The sequence below is a fragment of the Algoriphagus aquaeductus genome (genome assembly GCF_003253485.1).
Lineage (GTDB): Bacteria > Bacteroidota > Bacteroidia > Cytophagales > Cyclobacteriaceae > Algoriphagus > Algoriphagus aquaeductus.
Window position 1 is genome coordinate 49,388 of the sequence record NZ_QKTX01000016.1, and the last position, 18,303, is coordinate 67,690.

At 46.1% G+C, this 18,303-nt stretch carries 18 protein-coding genes; 14 read left to right on the forward strand and 4 right to left on the reverse strand.

Translation table 11 applies throughout. From position 1 onward, the window contains the following. The first annotated feature begins 194 nt into the window (after positions 1 to 194). From CLV31_RS17975 to CLV31_RS18000, 6 genes are all read left to right on the forward strand, one after another. Entirely contained in the window at positions 195 to 1,292 is a 1,098-nt protein-coding gene (locus tag CLV31_RS17975) for a chorismate mutase (protein WP_111394459.1), read from the forward strand. 79 nt (positions 1,293 to 1,371) lie between these two features. Then, entirely contained in the window at positions 1,372 to 2,421 is a 1,050-nt protein-coding gene (aroB, locus tag CLV31_RS17980) for a 3-dehydroquinate synthase (protein WP_111394460.1), read from the forward strand. Positions 2,422 to 2,433: 12 nt separating this feature from the next. Beyond that, positions 2,434 to 3,666: a 3-phosphoshikimate 1-carboxyvinyltransferase gene (locus tag CLV31_RS17985; protein ID WP_111394461.1), complete on the forward strand. Its 1,233-nt coding sequence runs from the start codon at positions 2,434 to 2,436 to the stop codon at positions 3,664 to 3,666. Further along, entirely contained in the window at positions 3,663 to 4,487 is an 825-nt protein-coding gene (locus CLV31_RS17990; protein WP_111394462.1) for a prephenate dehydratase, read from the forward strand. Before CLV31_RS17985 ends, CLV31_RS17990 begins: the two co-directional genes overlap by 4 nt. After that, a complete protein-coding gene (locus CLV31_RS17995) occupies positions 4,484 to 5,632 on the forward strand; it encodes a pyridoxal phosphate-dependent aminotransferase (protein WP_111394463.1) in 1,149 nt (382 codons plus the stop codon). Before CLV31_RS17990 ends, CLV31_RS17995 begins: the two co-directional genes overlap by 4 nt. Positions 5,633 to 5,639: 7 nt before the next feature. Then, positions 5,640 to 6,488: a prephenate dehydrogenase gene (locus tag CLV31_RS18000; protein WP_111394464.1), complete on the forward strand. Its 849-nt coding sequence runs from the start codon at positions 5,640 to 5,642 to the stop codon at positions 6,486 to 6,488. A 57-nt stretch (positions 6,489 to 6,545) separates the two neighbouring features. On the opposite strand, the gene CLV31_RS18005 is transcribed toward CLV31_RS18000, so the two are convergent. Beyond that, positions 6,546 to 6,908, reverse strand: a complete 363-nt coding sequence (locus CLV31_RS18005) for a four helix bundle protein (protein WP_111394465.1) — start codon at positions 6,906 to 6,908, stop codon at positions 6,546 to 6,548. Between the two features lie 142 nt (positions 6,909 to 7,050). Between CLV31_RS18005 and CLV31_RS18010 the strand changes: the two genes are divergently transcribed. From CLV31_RS18010 to CLV31_RS18030, 5 genes are all read left to right on the forward strand, one after another. Further along, complete coding sequence (locus tag CLV31_RS18010; protein ID WP_111394466.1) at positions 7,051 to 8,019, forward strand: Kelch repeat-containing protein; 969 nt, start codon at positions 7,051 to 7,053, stop codon at positions 8,017 to 8,019. A gap of 72 nt (positions 8,020 to 8,091) precedes the next feature. After that, positions 8,092 to 8,334, forward strand: coding sequence for a hypothetical protein (locus CLV31_RS18015; RefSeq protein WP_111394467.1), 243 nt, complete (start codon positions 8,092 to 8,094; stop codon positions 8,332 to 8,334). Beyond that, the gene (locus tag CLV31_RS18020; protein ID WP_111394468.1) at positions 8,331 to 8,729 is read left to right on the forward strand and encodes a type II toxin-antitoxin system VapC family toxin; all 399 of its coding nucleotides are present in this window, start codon (positions 8,331 to 8,333) and stop codon (positions 8,727 to 8,729) included. The genes CLV31_RS18015 and CLV31_RS18020 overlap by 4 nt, the downstream gene beginning before the upstream one ends. Positions 8,730 to 8,808: 79 nt before the next feature. Further along, positions 8,809 to 10,113 (forward strand): APC family permease, encoded by a 1,305-nt coding sequence (locus CLV31_RS18025; protein ID WP_245943440.1) that lies wholly within the window; start codon positions 8,809 to 8,811, stop codon positions 10,111 to 10,113. A 390-nt stretch (positions 10,114 to 10,503) separates the two neighbouring features. Then, positions 10,504 to 11,370 (forward strand): cation diffusion facilitator family transporter, encoded by an 867-nt coding sequence (locus CLV31_RS18030; protein WP_111394469.1) that lies wholly within the window; start codon positions 10,504 to 10,506, stop codon positions 11,368 to 11,370. Between the two features lie 182 nt (positions 11,371 to 11,552). On the opposite strand, the gene CLV31_RS18035 is transcribed toward CLV31_RS18030, so the two are convergent. Further along, on the reverse strand, positions 11,553 to 12,002 hold the full coding sequence (locus tag CLV31_RS18035) for a KTSC domain-containing protein (protein WP_111394470.1): 450 nt from the start codon (positions 12,000 to 12,002) through the stop codon (positions 11,553 to 11,555). A gap of 134 nt (positions 12,003 to 12,136) precedes the next feature. Here CLV31_RS18035 and CLV31_RS18040 point away from each other — a divergent pair, with 134 nt between their 5' ends. Continuing rightward, entirely contained in the window at positions 12,137 to 12,553 is a 417-nt protein-coding gene (locus CLV31_RS18040) for a YdeI/OmpD-associated family protein (RefSeq protein ID WP_245943441.1), read from the forward strand. Between the two features lie 214 nt (positions 12,554 to 12,767). On the opposite strand, the gene CLV31_RS18045 is transcribed toward CLV31_RS18040, so the two are convergent. Then, positions 12,768 to 15,890: an AsmA-like C-terminal region-containing protein gene (locus CLV31_RS18045; RefSeq protein ID WP_111394472.1), complete on the reverse strand. Its 3,123-nt coding sequence runs from the start codon at positions 15,888 to 15,890 to the stop codon at positions 12,768 to 12,770. A 371-nt stretch (positions 15,891 to 16,261) separates the two neighbouring features. Between CLV31_RS18045 and CLV31_RS18050 the strand changes: the two genes are divergently transcribed. Beyond that, a complete protein-coding gene (locus CLV31_RS18050) occupies positions 16,262 to 16,444 on the forward strand; it encodes a type II toxin-antitoxin system HicA family toxin (protein ID WP_111394473.1) in 183 nt (60 codons plus the stop codon). Positions 16,445 to 16,473: 29 nt separating this feature from the next. Next, on the forward strand, positions 16,474 to 16,860 hold the full coding sequence (locus tag CLV31_RS18055; protein ID WP_111394474.1) for a hypothetical protein: 387 nt from the start codon (positions 16,474 to 16,476) through the stop codon (positions 16,858 to 16,860). Between the two features lie 216 nt (positions 16,861 to 17,076). Here CLV31_RS18055 and CLV31_RS18060 read toward each other — a convergent pair whose 3' ends face one another. Beyond that, positions 17,077 to 18,270 (reverse strand): acetate/propionate family kinase, encoded by a 1,194-nt coding sequence (locus CLV31_RS18060; RefSeq protein ID WP_111394475.1) that lies wholly within the window; start codon positions 18,268 to 18,270, stop codon positions 17,077 to 17,079. Positions 18,271 to 18,303 lie beyond the last annotated feature (33 nt).

Genomic DNA, 18,303 nt, shown 5'->3' on the forward strand with positions numbered 1-18,303 from the left:
TTAAAAAATCCCCTTTTACATTTACGGCATGTTAATCACAGCAGCGATCTATTTTACTTTCTTTTACTTTTACTTTCGACAGAAAAATCGAATCGGAGCTGTGTATTGTCTAGCCAAAAACTAAAAGAAAATAAAAACACAAAAAGCCCGGTTCGAAAGAGTCGGGCTTTTTTCATTTAAAACGCTCAAGCCGTATGAAGCCACACAAACAAATCAAAGACTGGGGACTGGGATTGACCTCTCCACTGATCATCGCAGGACCTTGCTCTGCTGAGACCCCCGAGCAAATCGAACAGATCTGCAAGGAAATGAAAGAAGAAAACATGGTTCCGCAGCTTTTCCGAGCCGGAATCTGGAAACCAAGAACCCGACCCGGTTCTTTCGAAGGAGTAGGTGAAGAAGGCCTCAAGTGGATGGAAATTGTACGTCACCACTTGAATATCCCCATCACGACAGAGGTAGGAAATGCCGCTCACGTGGAGATGGCACTCAAACACAAGGTCGATGTACTGTGGATCGGTGCCCGAACCACCGTGAATCCATTCGCCGTACAGGAAATCGCTGAAGCTTTACGTGGTGTGGACGTTCCAGTGATGGTCAAAAATCCCATGAACCCGGATTTGGAACTTTGGATGGGGGCTTTGGAAAGAATGTACGCAGTAGGTATCGATAAGCTCGCTGCGATTCACCGCGGATTCTCTGACGCGTACGACAAACGCTACAGAAACAAGCCCAACTGGTCCATGCCGATTCACCTCAAGCGGGAGTGGACAGGAATGGAAGTGATCAACGACCCTTCCCACATCGTAGGCCGCAGAGATGGACTGCTTGAAGTAGCTCAGAGCGCGATGAACTTCGGTTTGGATGGCTTGATGATTGAGACTCACCATGACCCCGACAAAGCGTGGTCTGATGCCAAGCAGCAAGTCACACCGCATCGCCTGAAAGAAATGATCGACTCCATTGACTTCAAACAGCCTTTGGAGAACATGAAGCCGGACGAAAGATTGCAGGACCTTCGCCGTGCGGTAGATCATTTGGACGATCAGTTGTTGGATATCCTTCAGGAAAGATTTGCCGTAATCGATCAGATCGGTGCCCACAAAAGAGAACACCATTTGACCGTATTTCAATCGGATCGCTGGAAAGAAGTGATGGACTCACGTACTCAAAAAGGTGTAAAAAAACACCTCAGCGAGAAGTTTATGAAAGAATTGCTCTACTGTATCCATGAAGAATCGGTAAAGCGCCAGGAAAAGCAACTCCGTGAAGCCGAACCTATTAAAAAATAAATCTGCTCTCAACCTCAGGAAGGCCGTCCCTTTTGGGACCGCTTTCCTAACTTAGTCCTCTCACCAAATCGGTTAACCCGTGGAATCCGTCATTTTCTCAGCTGATATCAAGAAATCTCTTTCGGAGATTTTATCCAAAATCTCCTATTCCAGGCTGATCGTATTGACAGACTTAAATACCCAAAGACATTGTCTACCGATCATTCAGGAAATTCTACCTGAAAACGCTGTTTTCATCTCTGTTTCAGCCGGAGAAATCCACAAAAACCTAGATACCTGCTCCCTGATTTGGAGCCGAATGACGGAGGAAGCTTTGGACAGAAAAGCCCTGATGATCAATCTTGGCGGTGGAGTTATCGGAGATATGGGAGGCTTTTGTGCCAGCATTTACAAAAGAGGCATCCGATTCATCAATTGCCCCACCACCCTACTATCACAAGTAGATGCAAGTGTTGGCGGAAAATTGGGAATCGATTTCAACGGGCTGAAAAACCACCTCGGGGTATTCAATGAACCCGAAACGGTCATTATCGCACCGGAATTTCTTAAGACATTGCCTCATGCCGAACTCCGATCCGGCTATGCAGAAATCATCAAACATGGTCTTATCCGGGATAAAGCCTATTTCCAAAAACTTCAAGCTCAAAATTGGGAAAGCCAAGATTGGGAAAGTCTGATCCGCCATTCGGTAGGGATCAAAAAAGCAGTGGTAGAAGCAGATCCAAAAGAAAACGGACTTCGGAAAATCCTCAACTTCGGCCATACCATCGGACACGCTTTCGAGTCCTATTTTCTGGACACCCAGAATCACCTGCTTCACGGGGAAGCCATCGCTTTGGGAATGATCGCTGAGGGATTTCTTTCTTTCGAAAAAGTCGGTTTCAGCTTTGAAGAATTCAGAGAAATGAGCCGTTTTCTTCTTCAGGTATATGGGAAAGTTGATTTTCCCCTACACGAACTCGATCCCATTCTCGATCTCTGCACCCAAGACAAGAAAAACGAAGGCTCCGTTATTCTATTTTCCCTTCTCGAATCCATTGGTAACTGTACCTACAACATTCCAGTGACTCGGGAAGAAATCAAACACGCCATTCAGTATTACCACCAAATCCAAGCGGCTCAGGCCTAGACTATTTCCACCATGCAACTCCTTCGCCTTGCTCAAAAAAGCGAATTCGATACCATACGAATACCTCTTCCCTCTTCCAAAAGCGAGTCCAATCGGGCCTTGGTCATCGATGCCCTGACTTTAGGAAAAAACGAAATCACCAATCTTGCCGAAGCACGTGACACGCAGACCATGATTCGTTTGTTGGAAAAAAGTCCGCCGGTTTTTGACGTGCTCGATGCAGGTACGACTATGCGTTTTTTGACCGCCTACACGACGGTGACCAATCAAAAAAAGGTCATGACCGGCACAGCCCGGATGTGTGAACGTCCCATCGGCATCTTGGTGGATGCACTTCGGGCCATCGGAGCGGAAATCCATTACCTCAACAAAGAAGGTTACCCTCCTCTTGCAATTCACGGACTTCCCAAGCAGACCACCGACAAGGTGAAAATCCGCGGGGATGTATCCAGTCAATACATCTCAGCCATGCTGATGATCGCACCGATTTTGCCTTTGGGTCTGGAAATCGAGCTCGAAGGAAAAGTCGGGAGCCGAACCTACATCGAGATGACTTTGGAATTGATGGCGCAATTTGGTATTGCCTACACTTGGGAAGGAAACAAAATCCAGGTCCCTCATCAATCCTATACCCCTACCCGATTCGCGGTGGAAAGCGACTGGTCCGGAGCAAGCTACTGGTTCAGCCTCTTGGCCTGTGCGGATTCGGGAGAGCTATTTTTAGAAGGATTAAAAGAAAACAGCCTACAAGGCGACTCGGCCATTGTAGAAATCATGGACCACTTGGGCGTAAAATCCACCTTCCAAAACGGTGGTGTGCTTCTCCAAAAACAAGCCGTAAAAGGCTTGAAAAACTGGGATTTCACCCATTGCCCTGACCTCGCCCAAACTGTTGCAGTGACTTGTGCCATCTTGGGACAAAATGCAATATTCACCGGATTGGAAAGCTTGAGAATCAAGGAAACCGACCGGATCTACGCCTTGCAGCAGGAATTGGTCAAGTTTAACGCCGAACTGAAGGAAATCAAACCGGAAGTTTTCCAGGTCATTCCTTCGGTTACCATGCCTTGCCAGGTACAAATCCACACCTACGACGACCACCGCATGGCCATGGCCTTTATGCCGCTTTTGACCAAAACAGAAGTGGTCATCGAGGAGCCGGACGTGGTAAACAAATCCTATCCAAGCTTTTGGAAGCATGTGGCGCTGACAGGGGTCCAAGCACATAATCCAAGCGAGGTATGAGCCTGAAAATCGCCATACAGGGAGTTCCGGGCTCTTTCCATCATCAGGTGGCTTTGAAAACCTTTGGGCTGGATTCTGAGATTTTAGCATTCAATACCTTCGAACCCGTAGCCAAATCAGTCGCTCAGGGTCAGGCTGATTTTGGCGTAATGGCCATCGAAAACTCCATTGCAGGCGCGATTTTACCCAATTACGACCTGATCGACCGGTATGAACTCTTTATCCGAGACGAATATTACCTGCCCATAGCCCATCAACTGATGGCTTTGCCTGGACAGACTATAGGGGAAATCCGAGAAGTTCGATCTCATCCCATGGCTCTGCTTCAGTGCAAGGCTTTTTTGGCAAAATATCCCCATATTCAGCAAAATGATGATGTAGACACAGCATCAGTGGCCAAACGGATATCGGAGGAAAAACTCACCGGACTTGCCGCCATCGCCAGCGAAATCGCAGCGGAAATTTATGGCTTGGAGATTTTGGCTCGAGACATTCAGACGGTGAAAGACAACTTCACCCGATTTATCATTTTACAGAAGGAAAAGGTCCAAACCCAGATTCTTCCAAATAAAGCATCCTTCAAAATCACGATCCGAAATGAAGCCGGGGGTTTGGCCAAATTGCTCACCATGCTGGCGGATAAAGGCCTGAACCTAAGCAAAATCCAGTCGATCCCGGTCATGGAAAAACCTTGGGAATATGCCTTTTTTATCGATGCAGAATTTGGAGATTACAATCAGTTTAGAGAAGCCATGAACTTGGTGGTCAAAGATTTTGGCGACTTAAAAATATTCGGAGAATACAGCAGCAGAAAAGGATGAAGGGATTTGCAAACAGAATTAACAGCGTCGAAGAGTATTACTTCTCGGCCAAACTCCGGGAAGTCAACCAACTCATTGCCGAAGGTAAACCCGTGATCAATTTGGGGATCGGTTCGCCCGACCTCGCTCCCGATCGCAGCGTGATCGAAGCACTCAAAAACACGGCTGAAAACGGTCAGGCGCATGGCTACCAAAGCTATCAGGGCATTCCTGAATTGCGGATTGCGATGGCCTCATTTTACCACCGTGAGTTTGGCGTCGAGCTTGTTCCCAACAAGGAAATCCTTCCATTAATGGGCTCCAAAGAAGGGATTCTGCACATCAGCATGGCTTTTCTCAATCCCGGCGACCAAGTCCTCATTCCCAACCCTGGCTATCCGACCTATACCTCGGTGACTCGATTGCTGGAAGCCGAACCGATTTTCTATTCCTTGGATCTGGAGAAAAAAGGAAGACCCAATCTGGAAGAGCTGGGGCAAAAAGATCTCTCCAAGGTCAAGTTGATGTGGATCAATTATCCGCATATGCCAACGGGAGCTGCAGGTTCAATGGAAATCCTGACCGAATTGGTTGCTTTTGCCCAAAAGCATGACATCATCCTCGTCAATGACAATCCCTACAGCCACATCCTGAATCCGCAACCCTTGAGCGTGTTGAGCATTCCGGGTGGAAAAGAGGTCGCTTTGGAGCTGAACTCACTCAGCAAAACCTTCAATATGCCGGGTTGGCGAGTGGGCATGCTCTGCGGTCGGGAAGACTATGTAGCCGCCGTGCTCAAGGTCAAGTCCAACATGGATTCAGGCATGTTTCTCGGACTTCAAAAAGGCGCCATAGCAGCCCTTTCTTTAGGTAAAAACTGGTTTGCTGACCAAAACGAAATCTACACCAACCGTCGAAAGCTCATCTGGAAACTTGCCGATCACCTCGGCCTCAGCTACGATACCAAAGGCACCGGTCTTTTTGTCTGGTGTAAAGTCGAAGGGGAAAAATCCCCTGAGGAACTTGTCGATTGGCTGCTTTACGAAAAAAACATCTTCATCACTCCGGGTAAAATCTTCGGCACTGCAGGAAATGACTACGTGCGTTTCTCTCTCTGCATGCCCGAATTCAAAATCCTGGAGGCTATCAACCGTATCAAACCTTAACCTTGCTATGCGAAAAATACACATCATTGGACTCGGACTCTTGGGAGGTTCCTTTGGACTGGGAGCACGACAAAAATTCCCCGAAATCAGCATCACCGGCCACGACTCCAACCCTCAAAACTTGAAAGATGCCTTGACTTTGGGCATTATCACCGAAGCTAAAGAAACACCTGATGCCGATACCGATTTGGTCATCTTGGCAACACCTGCTGATACGCTTGGTGAGCTTTTGCTTCAGACCTTGGATCAGGTAGGCGAAAACACCCTGATTTTTGATGTGGGTTCGACCAAGGCCAAGCTCTGCGCCTTGATGGCTGGCCATCCCAAAAGAAGACAGTACTTGGCCGCCCACCCGATTGCGGGAACGGAATATTCCGGTCCGAAAGCTGCTTTTGCAGACCTGCTTGACCGCAAAGTGATGATCATCTGCGAACTCGAAAAAACGGATCTTCATCTAAAGGAGAAGGCCTACAAGCTCTTTGATGCGCTCAACCTGAAGTTACGTTTCATGGATCCGGAGGAGCATGACCGTCATTTGGCATTCGTGTCTCATCTTTCCCATGCTTCTTCGTTTATGCTGGGTCAGACCGTCTTGCAAAAAATGAAGGACGACAAAAACATCTTCGATATGGCGGGTTCGGGTTTTGCATCTACCGTGCGACTGGCAAAGTCAAGCCCGGCGATGTGGGCACCGATCTTTGTCGAAAACAAGGAAAATGTACTGGCTGCCTTGGATGGCTATATCCAAAATCTGACCGATTTCAGAAACAAAATCGCCGCGGACGACACGAAGGGATTGTATGATGAAATGGCGGAGATCAATAAAATTCGGGATATTTTGGATTTGGGAAAATAGACGATTTCGGATTTCGGATTTCAGATTTCGGAAAAAGAACCTCAGAGTTATTACCTATTACTTTGAGGTTTTTTGATTTTTTCTCGTAGTATTTATCGTGGAGACTACGATGGCTAACAATTCATTGCATTCTTTCCAAAGTGGATCTATTTGTTCCTGATTTGCCAAACCTGAATCAGAAATTAGCTCTAACCAGTAAAGAGTTTCGTCAGATTCCTCTTCCACAATTCCTAATTTGGAAAGAAATTCAGCTGTAGACCTACCTCGTAATGCAGATCTGTAATTCGCACCCATAGAAGTAGATGACCTTATGATTTGATTACTAATTATAAAAGTCGCATTCCTTTTGGGAAGTAAGTCACAAAGTTGAATAATACTTAAGGCAAATTTCTTGAAACGAATTTTCAATTGCTCTTTCATAGGGATTTGATTTTAAGGTTATAGATTTGAAAAATCAGAAATAAAGTAATATTTAATTTATTATAAATCAATTACTTAAAAAGGTTAATCCGCTTAGGGAAATTCCGATATCCGAAATCCCACATCCGAAATTGAAAAACCTATGAAACCCAGCCTAATCCTTCTCTTCTTCCTTCTTTCCACAAGCCTTTTCGCTCAGGAATCCTGGACGACCATCACTCTAAAAACCGAAGCCACTCCGCGCCATGAAAACTCCTTTGTGGAATGCGGCGGCAAGCTCTATTCCCTCGGTGGCCGTGGGGAAAGACCGGTGGAGGAATACGATCCCAAAACCAATACCTGGACCAAATTGGCCGATGCCCCCATGGAAATCCACCATTTCCAGGCCATCAGCTACCAAGGGGAAATCTGGGTGGTAGGCGCTTTGACTGGAAAATATCCCCACGAAACTCCGATTCCAAACATCCTGATTTTTAATCCCAAAACGAAAACCTGGAGAGATGGACCAGCGCTTCCCGAAGGACGATTGAGAGGATCTGCGGGTGTTTTTGTTCGGAACAGCAAAATCTACATGGTCTGCGGAATCCAGGATGGACATTATGACGGATTTGTCTCCTGGTTTGACGAACTCGATCCGAAAACCGGAAAATGGACCTCTCTTACCGATGCGCCCCGTGCACGCGACCATGTAAGCGCAGCCATGGTGGGAGATCGATTGTATTTGGCTGGGGGCCGAACTTCCCATGCAAAAATCGGCCGCGTCATCGACACTACCATCAAAGATGTGGATTACTACGACTTCAAAACCAAGACTTGGCATACCATCGAAAACGGTATCCCTACCGAACGTGCAGGAAACTCCAACCTGGGCATCGGCCCTTATTTGGTCGTGCTAAATGGAGAAAGCGGCGTGCAGACTCCCGCCCATGCCGAAGTGGAAGTTCTCGATACTCGCACCCACACCTGGAGCAAATTGCCCAATCTCAATCAAGGCAGGCACGGCACAGGAGCAGCGTTTTTGGATGGGAAAATCTGGGTTCAGGCAGGTTCAGCTAACCGCGGCGGCGGACCTGAAATCAGTACCATGGAGGTGTTGGAGTGGAGAAAATAATACCGCAATCAGCTTAAATCCGCTTCTTGCGAGAGAGAATTCGTATATTTTCAAAAGATAAAAGCGATAGACATGGCAACCCTAACTGTCAATAACAAAATATTAGAAAAGTATTTAAGCGTTTTGGAAGGATTTGACAAGTCTTCAAAGAAAACGATTATTGAAAAACTAAGTAAATCTCTTGAAGATAAAGCTATTAAAACAGATTTGGAATCCTTATTTGGTGCTTGGGAAGACGAAAAAAGCTCAGACGAAATCATCAAAGAAATTAGAGATTCAAGAGTAGAAAAATCAGAAAAACTAAGTTTTGAATGAAATACCTTTTAGACACGAATATTTGTGTTCACTTTTTAAGAGGAAACTTTGAATTAATAAACAAATTCAGGCAAATCGGCATTGAAAATTGCGCTATTTCTGAGATAACATTTGCAGAATTAGTATTTGGAGCTGAAAACAGTTCAAACCCTGAAAAAAATCTTGAGCTGATTGAGGCATTTACAAACCAATTGATCATTCTACCGATTTTCAATGCAATTCACCTTTATGCAAAAGAAAAAGCGCGTTTAAGATCAAAAGGCCTAATGATCAGTGATTTTGATTTGCTAATTGGCTGCACGGCAATAGAAAAAGGCATGATCATGGTAACTGAAAACCAAAAAGAATTTGAAAGAATCACGAATATCAAAATCGAAAATTGGGTAGTAAGATAACCCTGAATTAACCAATTAGACTGCCAAAAAATTAATTTGGTCTTCTCAAATCAAAACCCTTAAAAATTCTTTTCCCTTAGTGACCAAACAGCCAAATTCCAATCCCTCTTCCGAAGAAAAACTCCCCCGAAACCTTGGCCTTTGGGGCATTTGGATGCTGGTAGTCAATGGCTTGATTGGCGCGGGGATTTTTGGTTTGCCAAGTGGGGCAGCAGCTTTAGCAGAAGAATACAGCGTGTTGGTTTACGCCTTCTGTGCCTTGCTGATTCTTCCTGTGATTTTATGTTTTGCGGAGTTGGGCAGCTACTTCCGGGGCACGGGCGGACCGATTCGGTATGGCACCTTGGCTTTTGGGCCATTTGTCGGATTTCAAGGAGGATGGTTGTATTACTTAGCCCGATTGATTTCCTTTTCTGCCAACACGGTTTTGCTCACGGATTCCATCGCCTATTTCATTGCGGGAGCGGGTGAAGGAACAGGCCGCTTGATCTCTTTGGCCCTGATCTGCATAGGCCTGAGTGTGATCAACGTCTTGGGTTCGGTCGAGTCCATCCGATCCATGACGCTTTTTACAGTCATCAAATTTGCCGTTTTGATTCTCCTGCCAGTTGGAGGATTTATTCTACTTGGTCCTTCGGTAATTCCGAGCTTTGACTCTCCCCTACCACCGGTTTCAGATTTGGGAGCGGCAGCATTGCTGTTGATTTATGCCTTTGTGGGATTTGAAGGCGCAGTGGTGCCGGCAGGCGAAGCCAAGCGACCGGAGCGGGATATGCCTTTGGGTCTGCTGCTTGGATTGGCGGTGGTAGCGGTGCTGTACATGCTGATTCAGGTCGTGTCTCAGGCTGCAGTACCAACGATCGCGGAGTCTAAAACCCCACTGTTGGACGTATCCTCCACACTTTTTGGAAGCCCCGGTGCGGTGATTTTGATGATTGGGGTGGCTGCTTCGGTGATTGCCAACTTGATCAGTTCCATGTTTTCCGCCACTCGGGTGACCTACGCCCTTTCCTTGGAAAAGTCATTACCGCGCTGGTTTGGGGAAGTTCATCCGAAGTTTCTCACTCCCGCCAATTCGGTCATTTTCTTTGGTTTGGCTGCATTTTTCCTTTCCGCTTTTGGATCGTTTACCGCCTTAGCGGCGATGACTGTCCTTTCCCGATTGTTCCTGTTTATCATGAGTTGCGCGGCGATCCCAAAGCTGAGACCACAGTTTCGTGGGGAAGGTAGATTTATTTTGAAAGGAGGCTACCTGATTCCCGTTTTGGGGATTATGGCCTGTCTTTGGCTAATGATGCAGGTAAGCGAGCGCTCGATTTGGATGACTGCGATTTTTGTGGGAATTGGAACGGGCTTGTATTGGGTGGGGAAAAAGCAGAATTGAGGTCGGATTTGGGATTTCGGATTTCGGATTTTCGTCAAAACCTACTTGGCTATTCAACTTTAGGTGTTCAGTGTTCATTCGAACTTCGCTATTCGACATTCGGTGTTCGACATTCATAATTAAAAAAACTGATTATACGCTATTCTGCCAGTTGACGAATATTCCACTGATTTTGGGCTGGAAGACCGATGACCGAAGACCGAAGATTCCCCAAAATATGGCGTTAACTTGGTCTTCTGACCTTTAGAAATGCTACTGGCAAGATTCCGTATATTCATTTTAAAAAATTCCCATCTTCTTTCATTTAATGAAATATCAATCGCTGAATGATGAAGATTCCTTTCCCTCACCATCTCGTAAATCGTCATTCGTAATTCGTACTTTCACGGCATGTCCGCTCCCAACCTCGCCATTCGAACCGTCATTTTTAGCATGCTTGGAAATGCGGCTTTAGCGGTAATCAAGTTTTTGGCTGGGATCTTTGGCAATTCCTATGCATTGATTGCAGACGGAATCGAGTCCACGGTGGACATTTTTTCTTCCTTGCTGGTCTTGATTGGTCTCCGCTATGCGGCGCGGCCTGCCGATGAAAACCATCCCTATGGACACGGAAAAGCCGAGCCTTTGATCACCTTTGCCGTGGTGGTTTTTCTGGTCCTCTCTGCTTTTACCATCGCCTGGCAGTCCATCCAAAACATCCAAACACCCCATGCCTTACCCGAATCCTGGACACTGTGGGTATTGGCGGGGATTATTCTTTGGAAAGAAATCAGCTTCCAAGTGGTCCTTCGACGAAGCAAGAAACTGGGGAGTTCCTCCCTTAAAGCTGAAGCTTGGCATCACCGTGCAGACGCCATCACTTCCGTAGCAGCATTTATCGGGATATCTATCGCACTTTTTGGTGGTAAAGGATTTGAGGTAGCGGATGATTATGCGGCTTTACTAGCCTGTGGGTTTATATTGTACAACTGTTATGGGATATTTAGACCGGCACTGAGTGAGGTGATGGACGAAAACAACCATGATACCTTGGTCGAGGAAATCCGAAAAGTCGCGCTTACGGTGCCCGGTGTGAGTGATACCGAAAAGTGCTTTATCCGAAAGGCCGGGATGAAATACCACGTGGACCTCCACGCCCATGTGGATGGCAAACTGACCGTGAAAGAAGGGCATGACATCGCCCACGAACTCAAGGACACCCTGCGTCGGGAAATTCCTCAGCTAGGTCATGTGCTGATTCATATTGAGCCGAATTAAGGTTACCGATCCTTTTTTCACCATTTAGAAATTGAGGGAATTAAGAAGGGGTGAATCCAACTTTACGCTTTTCTGGATTCCTTAATTAAACACAAAATTCAGTTGTTGCTGAAAATGCAACAATTACATTCAGCAAAACTACTCTCTCCATTCAGCTTCCAAAACTCCTATAAAATCACCTTCTAAACAGTCTCGGCAGTCCTTTTCGACTTACGGTAAAGGTAGGAATTAAGGATATTCCGGCGGGCAAAGCGATAAGCATTATCGGCACTGAGAAACTTGGTGTAGGTATTTTTGGAAACCCCAAAATACTCATAGGTATTCCCATCGAGAAAGGTAATTTCCATCACCTGATTTTTGTAATGGAAATCCGCAATTCCTGATTCGGTAGCGGTTTTAGTGTATTCTTCCAAATTGGCGGCGAGGGTCTCTGGAGCGATGCTGACCAAAAAGTGGTAACCATCGATGATTTTGGTACTTTTTTCTTCAGCCTCCTTGGCGAGTTCATCCCCTTCTCTAAACTTGTCCGGATGCCATTCCTTCACCAGATTTCGGTAAGTGGTTTTCAATTGCTTTAGGTCTATTGGCCCTTCGATGTTAAAAAGTTTCTTGTACTCATTAATCCGCTTCATTGCTTCTTCTTTTGAACTATCGCCAAATGTAGGGATATAAACTGATTCGAGTAGGTACGCGCCATTTTTCACTGGCCGACCGCGTTCAGGCACAGCCAAGCTGCTGTAAAATCCGAAACGCTCAGAACCTCAAATTGATCTGCTTTGGCTGGATCGATGGCATTCGCAGAAAGCTGGACGAGCGTCGGACCATGCAGCTGATTTCCCCGAGAAGAGTCCAGCACTGGGCCAAAAGCTATAAAGATCGTGCGGCGAAGTTGATCGAAGAAGGAAAGATGCATGCTTCAGGCTTGCGATCGATTGAGCACTCTAAGCAGGCCGGCTTGTGGGATTTTATGGCCGATGTGGATCGTTTGGAAGTTCCTCAGGATTTGCAGGACGGGCTGGACAAGGTGCCCGGAGCGAGTGATTTTTTTCATCGCATCAATGACTCGAGCAAGCGCTTTGTCCTCCGCTGGCTCAAACTCGCCAAAACCGAAAAGACTCGAACGGCCCGAATCCAGCAGCTTGCAGAGTTGTCTGGAAAGGGAGAAAAGTTGAAGGGGAGTTGAGGAAGAATTGATAGTTTTTACCATTTAGAATTAAGGAAATTAAGGTTGCTCACCCGCGTGAGTGCCTTCCTTTCGGCAGACAGGCATTAACCGGGGCGAAAACACAATAAACCTTAATTCCCTAAACTTCCTTAATGGTTTAAAAATGATTTATCCCAGAAGTTGCACCACAGGCTAGTACAAAACTCTCCATTGGGCTTGAATCAAAAGCACCCTATCTTTTACCCAGCCTGACATCATACTTATCCGGAGTACCCGTCATGCGGATATTCACAAACCGCACTTTCTTATCCCCCGCTCTGCTGATGATGGCATCTTCCTGATCGGGATCGACTTCGTTACGGTTTCTTCCACCAAACAAAGCCCGAAATCCCACTTGCGTCACCATCGACAGCGGCACACTGATCAGGTAATCCATCGTCATATCCAAACCCTGTTTGCCGGACAATTCGATAAATCCCAACGAAGAACTGATGTCCATTTTGGGAATAAAGAGCGATCCGTCCTTAAGTTCGAACGTATTGCTTAGCGTATCAAACCTTACCCGATTCAGGTTCTTGTCTGAAAAATACGCCGACATCGCCTGCATGGGAGCAAAGTTGATCAAACTGCCATCATACACCCTGAGGTCCAGCTTGGCCTCCGACTGATCCAAAATCGGCGTCAGATCCGGATAAACCTTGAATTTACTGCTGATGGTACCCGATATTCTCCCCTTCAGGTTCTCATTGATCAGGTAATCCTGACCAAAATTCTCCACTTTGAAAAGCAACTTATCGATATCCAGTTTTTCCGCCTTCAGGTCAGAATAAAAGTAGATGTTGTTGGGATCCGAACCGTTGAAATAGCCTTTCATCCCCAAACTCCCGTCCGCCACATGCATGGAAAGTGAATCCAGATACAGCATGTGTCCGGGGTCCGTGCGTGCATGCAAGGAGAGTTTTTCCAACCAATACGTATGATATTTCAATTTCCCGATCTCAGCCGCAAAGCTCATTTCCGAAAATGGAAGCTCAAAAATATTGAAGGACTCCTGATGATTGGTGTCTTGCTCAATACTCTTGAAGCCCAGCAAGGCATCCAAGTCCAAGGCCTTTGCCCGAAGGCGAAATTCATTTTTTCGCTCGCTACTATCCTTTTCCCTGCGATACAAAAGGTCCACTCTGAAGTCTGATTCCCCCATTTTCCCGCCAAAATCCCGCACACTCAGCCATCCGTTTTCCCAATTCACCCGGCCACTAAACGACTCCAGCTTCAGCGGATGTAGGCTCAATTTTCCCTTGAACTGCTCCAGATTGAGATCCATGGATTGGAAGCCATTCTGATAGTTCAGATCTATCTTGGCTTTCAGACTAAGATTTTTCAGGGTCTCCTCCCGGTAGGACTCCGGCAGGTAATTTACCCCATCATAGGTCAGCAGATCGTTGATCCGAAGCTGATTGGAGATCAGGTCGAGCGTAAAACTCGATTTCCCTGCCAATTCTTCCTGAAACCATTTTTGGTAGTTTTCCACCTTTCCGGTAAACAGAAAATCCGTCTGATCCACCTCTCCCTTGAAGTCTCGGATGCTCAGGTCATTTTCCTCGATGAGCACATCCGCATGGAAATCATGAAACACATGGGGGAATTTCTCCAGCTTCATATACAAGTCATCGATGAAAAAATTGCCTTTGGGTAGATAGTCAAACTTAAACAAATCCTTGGCGACGGCATCAAAGGAAAAATTAACGGAAAGATCCCGAACTACTTCCATAGCGGAACTATCCCCCATCACATCCCTGAGATCAAAAAGGGTAGAATTCACATTCAGCTTGGCCATTACTGGCTTATCCAACTGATGAAAAACTGCCGGAAAATCGGTCAAACTTCCCGACAAACTCAAATCCGAAGCCCCAATCCCCAAGTCAAATTGTTCGAGCTTTAAAGCCCCTTCCTGAAGGATGGCCCGTGCATTCATTTTTTTGATGGGCTGTGCCAAACCGGGCATGGAAAAGCTCAGATTGGAAAGAATCAACTCGCTCTGGATACTTTGCTTGAGCTGAATCAGATCGGCCTGCTCCATGGAGACATCCTGCAGCTCGTCAAAATCCATGGAAAGCTTAATCTCTCCCGAAATTCCCTCAAAGCCCTCCAAATCAAAAAACTCCCCCACAAAATCCAGGTCCAAATCTGCCAGCATGTTGATTTTGATGTAGGGATCTTCAAAGTTTTTGACGACCAAATTGGCCTGAAAATCCCCTTTTCCGGGCTTGGCCTTGAAATTTTGTAAATGAAACTCCGAGCTGCGGAGACTGCGCTCTGCTCCATTGGTGAAAAATCCCGTAAACTGAAGTTCATCCAGTTTTTGGGCATTGGAGGTCTTTTGGAAAAAGGCATCCTCACAGCCAAATTCCACGTTGATCGCAGGCATCTCGCCTTCCCCCACTTTTCCCAAGATTGAACCGCGAAAAAAAACATCCCCCTGATTTTGGTACTGCTTAAGCCCTTCGGCCACTTCCTTGGGCAAAAAAGCACCCAACAGATTGAAATCGGGTTTTCTCCCATCGATTTTCAAGTCCAAATCCATCCCACTATCCAGCAGCGCAACTTTTCCAACCAATTCAAAATCTGCCTCCTCGAGTTCCAAACTGGACTTGTTCACCAAAAGCTCTCGGATTTCACTGTCATAGGCCAGATCCAGCTTCAAGCCGGTTTTTTTCCGACTGAGAAAGGTCGGCTGCCCCTTGACAAGTACATCCAAATCCATTCGGGTATCCAAGCCGACCCGATAAACCGAATCCCTTAAACTGATCGAGGCCGTAAGATCTTGGACCTGCAGGTCGGTCTCCAAGCTGTCGGCAAGGTCTAGGTACGAGGCAAAAAAATTATCCAATTGAAAGGAAGCCAAATTAAAGTCCATGGCCTCAGTAGCAAGCGTATCTGACTCAGTTACGCTTTCCAAAGCTTTCATCACATTGAGGCTTTGGTCTAAATCTTTGACTACATGAAGATAGCCACCGGAGACTTTGATTTTTTTGACCGTGTAGTCACTTTGGAGGAGGTTCCACAGGTTGAAACCGAGGTAAAAATCATCCACCTGTGCGATCGGCGTACCCTCGGATTTGTCTTCATAGAGACGAACTCCACGCAAGTCGATAGAGAGGTAGGGGAAATTTTCAAACAACGCGGGCTCGGAGGAATCGATCTGGATTTCCCCATAAATTTTTTGGTTGAAGGCCTGCAAGGCGCGAGTCACCAAAACTCCCTGATTTTGATTGATGTAGAAAAAAAGGCCTGCAAACAGAAGCAATTGCAGCAATAGCAAACTGAGAAATAACCACGATTTCCTAAAACGCACGGGTGATATTTTTAGGGTTTTGAAAAGAGAACCTAAGTTGGATGAGTAAAGTTATAACGGGAAAACTTTGGAGTTTGGACTAAAGAAGGAAAAAAGAATACGAAGGTTTTGAAAAAATGGAATTAGATGGGGGGTATTTCGAACGATGGATTTGGTAGAAAACAATCTTCGCCCGCGCAATGCCTGCCTGTTGCAGACAGGTCCCCACTCATGTTGATCGACGACCAAAATTTGGGATTAAACCCAATCCATTCTGGTTAGTTGAAATACTAACCGGAGCGAATAGAGAGACGAAGTAGCTAAATCGGAATCAAAGGAAAAATTGACTCTAAACAATTTGATTTAGGTAGCTTTTTTGCTACTTTGGATTCATGAAGGTAAAAGAGTTGTTAAAGTTGCTTCATAAAGATGGCTGGGAACCCAAAACTCAGAAAGGAAGTCACTTGCAACTCATTCACCCAACCAAAAATGGCAAAATAACTGTTCCTGTCCATGGAGGGGATATCCCAATAGGAACCCTAAATGCAATCCTGAAACAGGCAGGCCTAAAGTAATTTACAAAAGTCAACTAATCATTCGATTCATGAAAACGATCAAAATCCCCCTGACCATTGAAAAAGGCGAAAGAGAAATACTATGGGGACGAGTAGAATACAACCAAAATCTGTTAACTGATTTTGCCGGTAATGTCTCCGAACTCGAGCAAAAAATAAAAAATCTCTTATGGGAATTTGAAGAAGTACACCCTGAATCCGTAGAATTTGAACATCAATTTGACATCTCTGCTTTGTTCCAAAGGTTTAACTTTTTGAAAATCTCCACGATTGCCGAGCACGCCGGAATGAACCCGGGGCTGCTAAGACAATACGTCTCTGGTGCCAAAAATCCTTCCCTTGAACAAGCAAAAAAAATCGAGATCACCCTTCATAGATTGGCCGCAGAACTTCAAAAAGTGGCAATTGTCGTGTAAAGATTTACGATCCCACTTAATCGCTAAGAACAAGCCATTCACCGATAGCCTTTCGAAAATTCGAACAGGATATAACTTCGCCCGCGTGAGTGCCTGCCTGTTGCAGACAGGTTCCCACTTACGTTGATCGACGACCAAAATTTGGGATTAAATCCAATCCATTCCGGTTAGGAGACACTAACCGGGTCGAATAGAAAATAGAAATCATCTCAAGCTTCATCCAAGTCCAAAACACTGCCTCGCAATCTCCAACTCTTCATTGGTAGGAATCACCAAAATCTGAACAGATGAATTCTCGGCTTGAATCGCACGAAGGCCGTTATTGGGCAATTTATTCTTGTCTGAATCGAGTCGGATCCCGAGAAAATCCATGTTTTCACACACAAGACTTCGGGTGAGTTGGTCATTTTCTCCCACTCCTCCGGTGAAGACGATCGCATCCAGTCCATTCATCGCCGCAGCGAAGGAACCAATGTACTTTTTGATCCGATAGGCATAGAGCTGGTAAGCCAAGATGGCTTCGGACTGACCCTGATGGTATAGCTTGCTGATATCCCGCATATCGCTGAATCCGGTCAGACCTAGCATTCCGCTTTTCTTATTCAGCAGGTTATTTACCTCATCGAGGGAATAGCCAAGCTCACGCACCAGATAAAATATCACCGACTGATCAATATCCCCGGCTCGGGTTCCCATGATCAGCCCGTTCATCGGGCCCAATCCCATGCTGGTATCCACGCATTTTCCTCCCTCTACTGCCGCCATGCTGCAGCCATTACCCAAGTGGATGGTAATGAGTTTGGCATCGGTTTTCTTCAAATACTCCCCGGCCCGCTCGCCCACATACTTGTGACTTGTGCCGTGGAATCCATAAGCCCGGATGCCCTTCTCAGTATACAATTCAATTGGAATCGCCATGCGATAGGCTTGGGCAGGCATAGTTTGATGGAAAGCAGTATCAAAAACAGCAATCTGCTGAGCTTGGGGAAAGATACTTTCTGCCACTTCTATTCCCAGGTAATTGGCGGGATTGTGCAGGGGCGCCAAAGGAAAAAGGGCCTTGATTTTAGCCTTGATCTCGGGAGTGATGACTTGAGTGGAAGCGAACTTTTCACCTCCATGTACCACCCGATGCCCGACCACTTCCACCTCGGATGGATCGGAAATCACTCCTACTTCCGCATCTGTAAGCAATTTGGCTACTTCCTTCAAACCTACCGAATGATGAGGAACCGGGATTTCGAGCACTTTTTTCACTTCCCCCTGAGGCAAAAAGGACTTATGCTCCACTTTGGAACCTTCCAGTCCAATCCGATCCACCAGGCCCGAACAAAGGACTTTTGCCTCTGGCATGGTGATGAGTTGGTACTTGATCGAGCTGCTGCCGGAGTTGATAACGAAGACGTTCATGGTGTGTAGTTAGGAGGTTAGGAAGTGGGGAGT

What these genes read in the sequence shown, in the direction of transcription:
- CLV31_RS17975 (WP_111394459.1), top strand. Translation starts at nt 195, where the DNA reads ATGAAGCCACACAAACAAATCAAAGACTGGGGACTGGGATTGACCTCT.
- CLV31_RS17985 (WP_111394461.1), top strand. Translation starts at nt 2,434, where the DNA reads ATGCAACTCCTTCGCCTTGCTCAAAAAAGCGAATTCGATACCATACGA.
- CLV31_RS17990 (WP_111394462.1), top strand. Translation starts at nt 3,663, where the DNA reads ATGAGCCTGAAAATCGCCATACAGGGAGTTCCGGGCTCTTTCCATCAT.
- CLV31_RS17995 (WP_111394463.1), top strand. Translation starts at nt 4,484, where the DNA reads ATGAAGGGATTTGCAAACAGAATTAACAGCGTCGAAGAGTATTACTTC.
- CLV31_RS18000 (WP_111394464.1), top strand. Translation starts at nt 5,640, where the DNA reads ATGCGAAAAATACACATCATTGGACTCGGACTCTTGGGAGGTTCCTTT.
- CLV31_RS18005 (WP_111394465.1), bottom strand. Translation starts at nt 6,908, where the DNA reads ATGAAAGAGCAATTGAAAATTCGTTTCAAGAAATTTGCCTTAAGTATT.
- CLV31_RS18010 (WP_111394466.1), top strand. Translation starts at nt 7,051, where the DNA reads ATGAAACCCAGCCTAATCCTTCTCTTCTTCCTTCTTTCCACAAGCCTT.
- CLV31_RS18015 (WP_111394467.1), top strand. Translation starts at nt 8,092, where the DNA reads ATGGCAACCCTAACTGTCAATAACAAAATATTAGAAAAGTATTTAAGC.
- CLV31_RS18020 (WP_111394468.1), top strand. Translation starts at nt 8,331, where the DNA reads ATGAAATACCTTTTAGACACGAATATTTGTGTTCACTTTTTAAGAGGA.
- CLV31_RS18030 (WP_111394469.1), top strand. Translation starts at nt 10,504, where the DNA reads ATGTCCGCTCCCAACCTCGCCATTCGAACCGTCATTTTTAGCATGCTT.
- CLV31_RS18035 (WP_111394470.1), bottom strand. Translation starts at nt 12,002, where the DNA reads ATGAAGCGGATTAATGAGTACAAGAAACTTTTTAACATCGAAGGGCCA.
- CLV31_RS18050 (WP_111394473.1), top strand. Translation starts at nt 16,262, where the DNA reads ATGAAGGTAAAAGAGTTGTTAAAGTTGCTTCATAAAGATGGCTGGGAA.
- CLV31_RS18055 (WP_111394474.1), top strand. Translation starts at nt 16,474, where the DNA reads ATGAAAACGATCAAAATCCCCCTGACCATTGAAAAAGGCGAAAGAGAA.
- CLV31_RS18060 (WP_111394475.1), bottom strand. Translation starts at nt 18,270, where the DNA reads ATGAACGTCTTCGTTATCAACTCCGGCAGCAGCTCGATCAAGTACCAA.